The sequence below is a fragment of the Flexithrix dorotheae DSM 6795 genome (genome assembly GCF_000379765.1).
Classification (GTDB): domain Bacteria; phylum Bacteroidota; class Bacteroidia; order Cytophagales; family Flammeovirgaceae; genus Flexithrix; species Flexithrix dorotheae.
Map to the genome: position 1 here is coordinate 789175 of NZ_KB903431.1, position 12592 is coordinate 801766.

The window sequence follows — 12592 nt, forward strand, 5'->3', positions numbered from 1 at the left end:
ATGAAAATATATTTAATTTTAATTTTTATTATTGCCCTGTTATCTTCCTGTGATAACAGATGGCAGTTTTTGGAGGGAAATGTTCCACCAAACCTTACTTTTAAATTTGCAAATGGTCAATTTCAGGATGAGGAAGGGAATTATATTGTAAGTTTAACCGATACTTTCAAGTTGAATAATAAATCCGGGGAAGATAGTTTTGAGTTTTCGGTTAAATATATCGATGAAAACCTCCAGGAATTATCTTATAAATTTGAAACAGGAGAGGGACAAATCATTCAAAAGAATGCCATAAGTACTGAGGAAGGAGTTTTGGATATTAGCCAGGATGAATTAGAGTTGATGTTTGTGCCTTTTGGATTAGGGGATTACATCATTACATTTTCTGCAACTGATATTTATGGGGAAAAATCAGATATCATTACCCTAAATCTTCATTTCTTCGACAATATTCAACCAGTTAGTAGTCTGGAAGTAAAATACATTGGAAAAACCAATCAAAATCAATACCTGCTCGATGCCCATACCAGTCACGATCCAGACAGCAAATATGGAGGTGCGCTAGTTCAATACAGGTATACTATTGGGGAATACAAAGTCACTACCACTTCACAACAAATTGATTATATTTTCCAAAATTCGGGAAAATATAAAGTCGGTCTGCAGGTAATGGATAATGATGAAGTTTGGTCGGAATTAACCGAAGTAGAGGTTGAAGTGGAATAAATTTTTCATTCATTTAGAAAAAAGCCTTATTCTTTTTTTAGAGTAAGGCTTTTTTCTAGGAATTTTAATAAAAAATAGCCACATTGTACCATAAATAAAAAATTCAAAGCACTAATTATCTTTAATAATGGATTTTTATTTTGAATAATCCATTATTAAATTTAAAAACTGAAACGCTTAATCGTATTTAATGGAGTATTCATTGTCGCCCAGGGAACACTATATTAGATTAAAGATTGTTTACTATGCCTTATTATTTACCCAGATTTCCTTTTCGGTAATCGCCTTTTTTTATTTTACTCAGAAAAGTCCGTTAGTCGGAGAAGACTTGGATTACTTAAAATACCTGGCTATTGTGGTTTCAATCCTTGGGTTATTTTCCTCCCATTTTATTAAAGAAAGGTTTTGTGGGGAGGCTTCCAGACAAGGTAATTTAGATGCTAAAATAGGAAAGTACAAAACGGCAAGTATATTGAACTCAGGGATAATTGAGCTAACCAATTTTTTCAATATTTTTGTTTTTATCCAAACCGGAGAATTTATTCCCCTTATCTTATTTGGTTGTCTTGTTATTATATTTCTGCTCCAATTCCCTACTCCAAACCGGATTTCCAATGAAATAAAACTTACCAGTTCAGAAGAAATGAAAATTTTCACCAAAACAGCAAAATAAATTACCAGGAAGACAAAAGCACCGGATTTTCTTCAGCCAATAAATGTTTGATCACCAATATATTACTTTCTGATTTTCTCCGACTGAAAAATTCTTCTGAAACTTTAATTATGCCTAAAATTCGTTGATTATTCTGCTTAAGTTCCCCATTTAATGCCCTCGCATTCAATTTTGTGTCCACTCCTCTGGTGTATTTAAAGAGTTGTTTTCTGCCAAAATAATCTAATTTATTGTGATATTCTATTTCATCTTTTTTGTAAAGATGATAGAATTCGGGATCATCAATATCAAGAATTTTTCCTTCATATAGAGCATGTTTCTTTAAGGCAATTTCCCCTATCGCATAAATATAAGCCTGAGCCAGTAAAGCATCATTATAGGTAACAATGTCTTCAAAAGTTTTTCCTCCAACACTTCTGGTAAATATTTGTACGGGATTATCTATATATGAATTTATCCAACCTAATTCTTCATTTTCAATAAACAAATCAGGTGCAACCTTGGCCAGGGAATCTAAAAACTCCATATTCTGTAGGACAGCCCTTCTGCTATCACAAATATCAAATCCAATGTCGGCTTTATTTCCATAGTTACCTACAAATTCTACTGGTTTAACTTCAAAAATTAACTTTTCCTTTACCTCTTTATAATCAATTTCAAATTTTTCCAATTCAGTTTTAACTCTTTCCTCTATATATTTTTTTGTAAAATCAAGTCTGTGTTTGATGAGTTTAGCAGCTAATTCAGAATTCACACTTTGCCTTACAATTGGATCGACAGAGTTTTTGGAAGTCCGGTGATGACCGTCCAAATCGAAATTATACCAATATTTTTTTGTGGCAAACTTACTGACAGAATCTTTGAATAATAGCCAATCCCGCATGGCCGATTCTGGTAATGGCAGGACAGAAGACATTTGGATTTTAATAGAGTTTTGGGCTCCATTTTTAAAACTGTGTACTATTTTATCAATGATCTGATCTTCAACTTTTTCCTTTATATTATTATATCGACTAAACTTTGTTTGCGCCATTGCTCCATAAGATTCCTCCATGGTTTCATGGGATTCCAAATCATTCATAAGATCCTCAATATTATGGAATATTTCATCAGCTCCTTCTCTGAATTTAATGTAATCTATAAATACAGGGATTTCCTTTTGATCTTTATAAATATTTTGAAGAACATAGCTAAATATGTTGGAAATTCTAATGCACCCGCCTGATAAATTGTGGCCCAATTGGTCATTTCTATTGGTTCCGTGCACATATAAATGCCTTATAGCCGAATTGCTATTATCTATAAACCTTTGAGTGGTATCTCCTTTATAAAAATCTCTAACTGCAGTAAGGGGAATTTCTTCATCACCATAATTTTGACCCTTCAGTGCAAATTGATTACTATTGATATAGGCTTTTTCCTTTTTGGTGGAAACCCTGTGTAACCACTTGGAAATCCCCATCCAACTTTGATATTTCAATTTTTTAAATATATCCGGAATATCTCCAAGTATCGTTCTGTTTTCTCTATAATTAAACTGGGTGGAACTTAACCTGAAAAAACCCAATGGAGTCTGGTCGGAATCTTCATTATACCCAATTCCCCTCCAGGCGGAAGAGCAATAGACTTCCAGAATCATCCCATTCCTCAGGTTTATTAAAAAGGCTCTTTGTCCCCCTTTTCCTTTTGATGCGGTATTGATGAACAGTCCATAACCTTCTCTAAAACCTTGTACATTTCTCACATATTCTATTTGATCTTTGAACTTCTCATGCACCACATTAAACCGTGCCGGATTATGTTTTTTTGATAACACTTTCCCCGTAAATACAGCCTCCCGGGCTAATAGTAATTTTTGATGATCTGTTAATTCTTCATAGCGATCGGTTAATTCTGACAAAAAATTCATAGAGGCTTTTTTCATGTCAGAAGGCATCTTTTCAGTTTCCAGGAACAGGTTTTTGATGGCATTGGATGGGTTTTTTAAACCTTCCCATTTGAGTTTGAGGGAATCTAAGTTAGGATCGGAGGAGTATGAAAAATGGGAAATACAAATAAATATCCAAACATTGAATAAAAAGTATTTCAGGAAGAAGGCACTTTTAATTCTTTTTAGAGTATTCATAAGGACGTCTGGTTCAAGCTTTATCCAAAGGGAACGAACTAATAATAGGCCTAACCAATATCATCCGGGGTTACATTATGTAAGGTAATTTTTAATTTAAATCTCAACTTTTTATTTAGGAATATTAAGAAAATAAATTATATGATTTTTTTAATAAAAAATATAACTTTTTCAGTTTAGCAAAAAAAACAACAACAGCTGGACCGGGTTTTAAACTGGTATTTGAAATAAGTTGATTAATTGGAAAAACCTTACAAATGAGTCTTTTGTATTTTTTTTAACGCTGAATTTGTTAATAAAAAAAATCAGGCTAGTATTTAAACCTAATTGGAGATCAGATTATTTGGGAAAGCATTAAAAAATAGGATCATATTAAGAAAACAAATGTTAATATCAACTTTGGAAGGACAAGTAGATTAATATAAGGTTATGTTTATTTTGTAAAAAAATTAAGTCCAAAAATAGAATTTAGTGAAAATTGAACCCATGTATGTTATGTTTTGTTCACCAGAAAATCAGAAATTGAGCGAATATGTTGAAGAATAAAAACGAAATTATTTACGTAGGAGATCCTATGTGTTCCTGGTGCTATGGTATTGCCAATGAACTTGATAAACTAGTTGGTGAATATCAAAATAGAGCCAAGTTTAGAATTGTAATGGGGGGGCTTCGTCCACACACTCAGGAACCAATGGATGGTGAAACTAAAAAAATGATCAGACATCACTGGGAAGAAGTAAATAAAAGAAGTGGTCAGCCTTTTAAGTATGATCTGCTTGCGGAGGATACTTCTTTTATTTATGATACAGAAAAGCCCTGCAGAGCTGTTGTAGTAGTCCGAAATTTAAAACCAGAATCCGCCTTTTCATTTTATAAGGATGTCCAATCCGCTTTTTATGCGGAGAATATGGATACTAATATTCCGGGAAATTATGTTTCAATAGCTGAAAAACACGGAATTTCATCTGATGAATTTTTGAAAGGTTTCTCCACTGAAGAAATTAGAAAAGAAACTTACGAAGATTTCGTATGGGCTAAGCAGGTAGGGGTAACCGGATTTCCTACTGTTATTTATAAATATGAAGATACCTTATATGCTGTGGCATTAGGCTATAATTCATTTGAAAATATGAAGAAAACAATTTTTAATATTGAAAATGGGATTGTTACAGTATAACAATTTAGAAATACCTAAAACGGAAAAGAAAAGCGAAGGTTTTCTCCTAAACCTTCGCTTTTTTTATTCAGACCTTAATGACCTGACAGGATTCACAATTGCTGCCTGGAAAGTTTTTATACCTACAGTTAATATTGTAATAAGGAAAACCAGTAAGGCAGAAAACAGAAAAGTAGCTACTTTCAATTCTGTTTTATAGGCAAAAATATTAAGCCAATCATTCATGAAATAATAAGCAATAGGGAATGAAATTAAAGTAGCAATTATTACCAGGAGGATAAAATCCATTGAAATTAAAAAAACTATTTGCGAAATTCCCGCTCCAATAACTTTTCTGATACCAATTTCTTTGGTTCTTTGTTGGGTGGTAAAGGAAACCAGTCCTAGCAATCCCAAACAAGCAATAAAAATAGTAAGTGCTGAAAATACCGTAAATATTTGTCCGCGAATTTGATCAGCCTCGTAAGCCGATTGAAAATCCTGATCAAGAAAATTGTATTCAAAAGGGGTTCCGGAGAAAGTCTTTTTCCATTCTTCTTCGATAAAAGCAAGGGAAGAAGGAATTTCCTCCCCCTGTATTTTCACATGAAGAATCCGATTATTTGGCCTGTACAATATAATTAAAGGTTCAATTTTACTGTAAAGAGATTGTTGATGGAAATCTCTTAAAACTCCTATAACTTCCGCATAATTGGGTTCCTCACCTTCATTTGGCCTACCTATTTGAACTTTTTTACCCAGCGGTTCCTCCCAGTTCATTTTCCTGGCAGTTTCTTCATTTATTAAAACTCCATTAAGCGTATCAGCTGGAATATCCACTGAAAAATCTCTTCCTTGTGTAATTTTCATACCCATAGTGGAAACATAATTGTGATCAATCCCTAAGGGCTTAAACCCTTTTTCCTGCATCCCATTTTCTGTCTCCACATTAAAAATATTTCTGCTACTGATATTACTAGTTCTGGAAGAAGCGGTAGCCACATTCAATATTTTGGGATTACTTAAAAGGGTATTTCTAATTGTAGGAAATTGCCGACCGCCACCATCAGGAAACCCCACAGTTAAAACATGTGCTTTATCATAACCCAAATCTTTATTTTGCATAAAATTTAACTGATCGAAAACGATCCAGGTACAGATCACCATTACCAGAGAAATACTAAACTGCAGCACTACCAGAATTTTCCTGAAAAGGGCATTACTGGATCCCGTTGTCAATTTCCCTTTTAAAACAAGCACAGGCTTGAAGTTTGATAAAACCAAAGCTGGATACCCCCCCCCTAAAATTCCTATAAAAACTATAATTCCAATCAAGGCAATCACAATTTCTGTTTGAAATAAATAAGAAAATGGAATTTCCTTCCCTGAAACATAATTAAAAAATGGAAGCAACACAGCTATCGTCACCATACTTAAAATCAGGGAAATTACAGTTAGAATTATGGATTCGGAAAGAAACTGACTAACCAATTGAATTTTATTGGATCCCAAAACTTTTCTCATACCAACTTCTTTTGCCCTGCTTGAGGAACGGGCTGTGGCCAGATTCATATAATTTATACTTGCGATTAAAAGCATGAATATAGCTACAGCAGAAAAAGTATATATATAGGCCATATCCCCTCCACTTTCCCCTTCCATTTTAGAATGAAGGTGAATACTTGGGAGAGGTTGTAAATCGTATTGAATAGCAATACCCATCCTGCCAAAAATATTCTCCATATATTTTGAATACATTTCCGGAAGAATCGCTTTCAGACTATTCACTTTTTGTAGATCGGGAACCATCACATAAGTGGTGACATAAAAACCTCCCCAATTCTGGTTTTGTCTCATTTCTTGAGTAACCGAGGTTAAGGCATTAAAAGTGAAGTGAGAATTCTTAGGAACATTTTCAAGGACAGCGGTTATCTTATATGATTCGTCATTTTCATCCTGTATTATTTTTCCTACTGCACTTTCATTTCCAAAATACTTTATGGCTAAATCTTTAGTGAGCACTAAAGAGAAGGGTGCATCAAGTGCAGTTTGGGGATCTCCTTCTAAAATATTGTAACTAAATATATCAAAAACTGTAGAGTCGGCTGCATATACATCCTCCTCATAAAATTGTTTTTCTCCCAATTTTAGAAGTACCCTGTTCATAGGAAAAAAACGAACATAATTTTCCACAGCCGGGTACTCTTCTTTTAAAGCAGGACCGGCAGGTGCCTGAGTAACACCCCAACTAAATGATTTATCTGGTTCCTGAATATGGGAAACTACCCGATAAATTTTATCCGCATTTTTATGGTATTTGTCAAAACTTAATTCATCTAGAATATAGAGTAAAAGAAATATACTACATGTAATTCCAATTGTTAATCCAACAATATTTATTAGACTGTAGGAACTTTGTTTGGTAATATTCCTTAGTGCGATGAGAAGCAGATTTTTTAGCATTGTAAATGATTCTAAGTTAAAACCAACCCTAATTACGACAAGAATCGTATTGTGTCAAATAAAATATTGATGAGTGGTCTATATTTTTTTTAAAATTTAAGGATTTGAGAATCTGTACTTTAGAAATCCCTGTTTCAAATGCTGAAAAATTACTTGATTTCTGTCATGTTTAATTCGAAAAAATCTTTCATTTTTGCCCTATCCCAAAAGAAATCGCTGTTTTTGATGAATAATAATTTCCTCAATTATTTTGGAAAAGAAATGATTATATTTAAGTTGATAGCATTTCAGATAAACTCAATTTTTTACCCATAATATTATTAGATTGTGAATACGCCAACTATATTTTCGAACAAACAAACCAGCTATTCTTTTCAGGAAGTGCTTGGAGAATCTTTAGCCTATTTTAATGGAGATGAATTAGCTGCAACTACCTGGATGAATAAGTATGCAGTAAAAAATGAGAAGGGTGAATACCTGGAAAAATCTCCTGAGGATATGCATAAAAGGATGGCTGCTGAGTTTGCCAGAATTGAAAAAAATTATGAAAAAATTGAAATAAAGCAAAAGGAAAAGCTTTCGGCCTATGGAAAGGAAAGAACCCATCTTTCTTATGAAAAAATATTTAAGCTTTTCAAAAATTTCAAATATGTAATTCCCCAGGGAAGTGTAATGGCAGCCTTGGGAAATAATGAAATACTGGCTTCTTTATCAAACTGTGTGGTGCTTCCTTCACCCTATGATTCTTATGGGGGAATTTGTTACACTGATCAACAACTGACTCAACTATTTAAGAGAAGGTGCGGGGTTGGAATCGACATTTCCAAGTTAAGGCCAAAAGGTAAAAGTGTGGACAATTCTGCGGGTACAACCACTGGAGCAGTTTCCTTTATGGAAAGATTTTCGAATACCACACGGGAAGTAGCACAAAATGGCAGGAGAGGAGCATTAATGATTACTATTGATGTGGCTCATCCGGATGTGGAAGATTTTATTACCATTAAGCAGGATTTATCCAAAGTAACCGGAGCAAATATATCGGTAAAGCTTTCCGATGAGTTTATGGAGGCCGTTGATAAAAAAGAAAATTTTACCTTAAAATGGCCAATTGAAAGTGAAAACCCTGAGGTTAAATTAGAGGTTGATGCGGTAAAATTATGGGATTCAATCGTGAAATCTGCTCATAATACCGCTGAACCAGGACTTATTTTTTGGGATAAACAACATAAATATTCTACTTCTTCAGTATATCCAGGCTTTGAAAATGTGTCAACCAACCCTTGTTCTGAAATTGCTATGCAGGGTGGAGATAGTTGTAGATTAATTGCAATTAATTTATTCAGTCTGGTAAAAAATCCATTCACTGAGAATGCTACTTTTGATTTTAAAAAGTTCTATGAAATTACTTATGAATCTCAACGATTAATGGATGATTTGGTCGATCTTGAATTAGAAGCTATTGAGAAGATCTTAGCTAAAATTGAAAGAGATCCCGAACCTAATGAAATAAAGCAAATCGAATTATCCACCTGGAAATTGTTATACGAAACAGGAAAACGAGGAAGAAGGACAGGGTTAGGCTTTACCGCACTTGCGGATGCCATGGCTGCATTAAACCTTAAAATCGATTCTGACAAAGCATTAGAAGTGATTGAAAAAATAATGCAGGAAAAATGCAAAGCGGAATTTGACAGCTCCGTTGATATGGCTATTGAAAGGGGACCTTTCCACGGTTTTGATCCGGAAACTGAATTAAAATCAGACTTTGTACTTATGATGGAAAAGGAATTTCCGGAACTATTTGAAAGAATGATGCAACATGGAAGAAGAAATATTTCCATTAGTACCGTAGCCCCAACCGGGACCCTGAGTATGTTGGCTCAAACCTCTTCTGGTATTGAACCTGTTTTCATGTTATCTTATAAAAGGAGAAGAAAGGTAAATAAAGAGAATGAAAATGCTAAGGTAACTTTTGTGGACGATTTAGGAGATGCCTGGGAAGAATTTGATGTGTATCATCCAAAAGTAAAAAAATGGATGGAGATTACAGGAGAAACTGATATTTCAAAAAGCCCATATTTTGGTTCTACCGCCAATGAAATAGATTGGTTAAAAAGGGTTCAGGTTCAGTCAATTGTACAAAAGTATGTAACCCATTCCATCAGCTCAACCATTAACCTTCCTCATGATGTTTCCATTGAAAAAGTGGGCGAAATTTACATGGAATCCTGGAAGAAAGGATTAAAGGGAATAACCGTTTATCGGGATGGGTCACGAAGTGGAGTATTAGTTTCTAATGATTCAAAGGAAAAGGAAATTGAAGAGGTAAGTGAAACCCAGGCGCCTGCCAGGCCAGATAAGTTAGAGGCTAAGATTATCCGGTTTTCTAACAATGATGAGAAATGGATTGCAGTAGTAGGAGTTCTAAATAGCCGACCATATGAAATATTTACAGGTAGAGCTGAAGACGCATTTGCTTTACCCTCATATGTAACTAAAGGTTGTATTCTTAAAGATAAGGATGAAGAAGGCAAAAGCAGGTATGATTTCCGGTATATCGATAAACAAGGATATAGGGTGACTATAGAAGGGTTGTCGAGGTCATTTAATAAAGAATTTTGGAATTATGCAAAACTTATTTCAGGGGTATTAAGACATGGTATGCCCTTACCATATGTAGTCGATCTCGTTTCCAATTTACATCTGGATAGTGACTTTATCAATACCTGGAAAAATGGGGTTGCCCGTGCGCTCAAAACATTTATTCCTGATGGCACTAGTGCTGTTGATCGAAAATGTCCATCTTGTGAAGATCCTGATGGGTTAATTTATGAAGAAGGATGCCTGAAATGTAAAAGTTGTAACTATTCAAAATGCGGGTAATAAAAAAAGGAGGATTTTCAACAAATCCTCCTTTTTTTATTGTTAATTTTTTTTTACAACTTATACCTGTTTATAGGTATAAATTGGCATAGGGTTACCATCTTTTTTATGTCCTATATAAAGGTTCCCATTTATTATTTTATAATAGGTATCACCTTTTTTTTCACGGATCACTAATGCATTTCCCTTCATAAACATAACCATTCCATATTTTTGGGCTTTTGTGATAGATTGGAATAGAATTGAGGGATCTTCATCGTCAATAAGAAATATTTCCTTTTTTCCATTTTCACTGACAGAGTATTCCATGTGAATTCCCTGAGTTTCTAACCATGCTTTTACTTTTACTGAGTCCAGGATAATGGTTTCACCCTCAACTAATTCAGGTTCTGTAGTTAAAGCATTTACATTAAGGCTGAAAAGGGTAGCGACAAAGAAGAAAAATAATTTTGTAACAGGAGCTTTCATATTTTTGATATTTTAATTGAATTATTTTCTAAACGATTTGTTTCTCTTTTAATGCAAATTGTTACATGAGTTTAAGCAACGTTAAACCATGTTTACAATTGTTTAAATTTTGGTTTTTGATATTCCAGGTTAAAAAAAATTGAATTGGTAAAAAAAAAAGGCGTTTTGGCTTTCCAGATTTTGTAAAATCTAACCCCAAATACTTGAATTTATTACAGAGGGATTTCACTTATACTATTTTTTTTCTCAAAAAAACATTAATATAATTCAGTTTTCTTGCTCTATGGGTAGGGAAATCAAAAATTCAGCACCCTTTCCCAATTCAGAAAAAACTTTAATTTCTCCACCATGGTCTTTAATTATGCCATAGGAAATTGACAGCCCCAAACCTGTTCCCTTTCCAATTTCTTTTGTTGTAAAAAAAGGATCAAAAATTTTGGATTGTAATTTGGATGAGATACCTAATCCAGTATCTCTAATTGAAATAAGTACTCTTTCATCATCTAATTGGGTAGTTATATAAATATCACCATTATCGGTAATGGCCTGAATGGCATTGTTTAAAAGGTTCATAAAAACCTGATTTAATTTACTTGGAAAACAGGAAACTAGTGGCAGTTCCCCAAAATCTTTATGAATCGTTATCCTGTTTTTTATTTTGTTATTTAACAGGGTAAGAGTAGAGTTAATCCCTTCGTGTATATTTACCTTTTTCTTTTTTACTTCATCTATTCTGGAAAAATTTCTTAAGCCTGCCACAATTTCTTTTGTCCTGTTAGCTCCTTCTTCTATACCATTTATCAGAGCTTCAATTTCTTCCTCCACAAAAGTTAGATCCGCACTTTGAATGATTTTATCAAATTCCATTTTTTGATGCGTTTCAAGCTTTTGAGAAAAATTCTGCATTTCAATAAACAAAGCCTTAATATCCTTAAAATCTCTTACCAGGGGACTGATATTTCCGGAAACAAAATTTATCGGGTTGTTGATCTCATGGGCAATACCAGCAGTTAATTGGCCCAAAGAGGCCATTTTTTCCGCATTAACCAATTGGTTTTGCATATTCTTCAATTTTTCTAAAGCCTTACTAAGCTCTTCATTTAATTCATTTAAAACCTTATTCTTCTTATTTAAATCTTCAGCCTGCCCATAAATTTCTTCCTTTTGAGAGGTTAATAAGTTATTCTGGGAAATAAGTACTTGTTCAAATTTTCTGTTTAAATTTTTAAATAATTTGATTGTGGAAAAACAAATAATGAAAAAGACAAGGATCACTGAAAGGAATGAAGACGATTTCACTACCATTTCATCAAACTCAAAAAGAGGAGGATTAAAAGTTTGATAAAAAAAGGTGAAAATAAAACTTGCAAGAGCCAGAGTGTAATAGAAATAAATTAATTTATTTGAATTAAAAATTAATATCGGAAGTACGATAAGGATAATATAATTTGCCTGAGGAAATGCGCTATAATCAAAAGCAATATTAATAAAGGTGATTACTGCCAACCCAAACCACATCAGAAAATGCTTGGAAAAAAAGAAATATTTTTTGTAATTCAAAAAAAGGATTAAAAGAAATATACAAATATTAAATAACTCTAAAACCAGCATATTGAACTGACCGGTTATAAAGTCAAGCAAAGAAGAGAAAATAAATACCCATACAGCTATAAAACTCAACCTGTTCACCAAACCAATAGCTTTGGCTTCGCTTGGAGGCATTTTTTCATCTATGCCGAGATTGGCTATTTTTCTCCACAATTCAATCATAATTTTTTTATTTCCTTTGCCTCTAATCTAAAGAACTTTTACCCAGAAGTTGTCTAAAGTAAAAAATGCTCAAACTGAGTAACTTAGGAAATTCTGACAATCTTAAGTTGAGCATCAATAATGAGCATTTTATCCAAAGATATAATAAAAAACAAGATATTACCCTATTTAACGCAAGGTAGTAAGGGACCTAAACTAACTGAAGATAAGCTGGTTAGCATTGTGGGATTGATACTATATCGATTGAAGACTGGATGTCAATGGCGAGAATTACCCTTACGTCAATATATGGAAGAACCTTACAGTTGGCAAAGTGTCTTCCATCATT

At 33.5% G+C, this 12592-nt stretch carries 8 protein-coding genes; 4 read left to right on the forward strand and 4 right to left on the reverse strand.

The window, feature by feature from the left end; genetic code table 11:
* Together A3EM_RS0107345 and A3EM_RS0107350 are read left to right on the forward strand one after the other, a co-directional pair.
* Window positions 1-726: a hypothetical protein gene (locus A3EM_RS0107345; RefSeq protein WP_020527543.1), complete on the forward strand. Its 726-nt coding sequence runs from the start codon at window positions 1-3 to the stop codon at window positions 724-726.
* Window positions 727-916: 190 nt separating this feature from the next.
* Window positions 917-1399, forward strand: coding sequence for a hypothetical protein (locus A3EM_RS0107350; RefSeq protein WP_020527544.1), 483 nt, complete (start codon window positions 917-919; stop codon window positions 1397-1399).
* 1 nt (window position 1400) lies between these two features.
* Here A3EM_RS0107350 and A3EM_RS0107355 read toward each other — a convergent pair whose 3' ends face one another.
* Window positions 1401-3524 (reverse strand): L,D-transpeptidase, encoded by a 2124-nt coding sequence (locus tag A3EM_RS0107355; RefSeq protein ID WP_020527545.1) that lies wholly within the window; start codon window positions 3522-3524, stop codon window positions 1401-1403.
* A gap of 532 nt (window positions 3525-4056) precedes the next feature.
* On the opposite strand from A3EM_RS0107355, the gene A3EM_RS41775 reads away from it, so the two are divergent.
* Window positions 4057-4701: a DsbA family protein gene (locus tag A3EM_RS41775; protein WP_020527546.1), complete on the forward strand. Its 645-nt coding sequence runs from the start codon at window positions 4057-4059 to the stop codon at window positions 4699-4701.
* Window positions 4702-4764: 63 nt separating this feature from the next.
* Here A3EM_RS41775 and A3EM_RS0107365 read toward each other — a convergent pair whose 3' ends face one another.
* Entirely contained in the window at window positions 4765-7143 is a 2379-nt protein-coding gene (locus A3EM_RS0107365) for an ABC transporter permease (RefSeq protein WP_020527547.1), read from the reverse strand.
* Between the two features lie 327 nt (window positions 7144-7470).
* Here A3EM_RS0107365 and A3EM_RS0107375 point away from each other — a divergent pair, with 327 nt between their 5' ends.
* Window positions 7471-10026, forward strand: a complete 2556-nt coding sequence (locus A3EM_RS0107375) for an adenosylcobalamin-dependent ribonucleoside-diphosphate reductase (RefSeq protein WP_020527549.1) — start codon at window positions 7471-7473, stop codon at window positions 10024-10026.
* A 60-nt stretch (window positions 10027-10086) separates the two neighbouring features.
* On the opposite strand, the gene A3EM_RS0107380 is transcribed toward A3EM_RS0107375, so the two are convergent.
* Together A3EM_RS0107380 and A3EM_RS41780 are read right to left on the reverse strand one after the other, a co-directional pair.
* Complete coding sequence (locus A3EM_RS0107380) at window positions 10087-10494, reverse strand: hypothetical protein (protein WP_020527550.1); 408 nt, start codon at window positions 10492-10494, stop codon at window positions 10087-10089.
* Window positions 10495-10761: 267 nt separating this feature from the next.
* Window positions 10762-12264, reverse strand: coding sequence for a sensor histidine kinase (locus A3EM_RS41780; protein ID WP_020527551.1), 1503 nt, complete (start codon window positions 12262-12264; stop codon window positions 10762-10764).
* Window positions 12265-12592: the final 328 nt, after the last annotated feature.

Coding starts and splice junctions, on each gene's coding strand:
- A3EM_RS0107345 (WP_020527543.1), top strand. CDS start 1: ATGAAAATATATTTAATTTTAATTTTTATTATTGCCCTGTTATCTTCC.
- A3EM_RS0107350 (WP_020527544.1), top strand. CDS start 917: ATGGAGTATTCATTGTCGCCCAGGGAACACTATATTAGATTAAAGATT.
- A3EM_RS0107355 (WP_020527545.1), bottom strand. CDS start 3,524: ATGAATACTCTAAAAAGAATTAAAAGTGCCTTCTTCCTGAAATACTTT.
- A3EM_RS41775 (WP_020527546.1), top strand. CDS start 4,057: ATGTTGAAGAATAAAAACGAAATTATTTACGTAGGAGATCCTATGTGT.
- A3EM_RS0107365 (WP_020527547.1), bottom strand. CDS start 7,143: ATGCTAAAAAATCTGCTTCTCATCGCACTAAGGAATATTACCAAACAA.
- A3EM_RS0107380 (WP_020527550.1), bottom strand. CDS start 10,494: ATGAAAGCTCCTGTTACAAAATTATTTTTCTTCTTTGTCGCTACCCTT.
- A3EM_RS41780 (WP_020527551.1), bottom strand. CDS start 12,264: ATGATTGAATTGTGGAGAAAAATAGCCAATCTCGGCATAGATGAAAAA.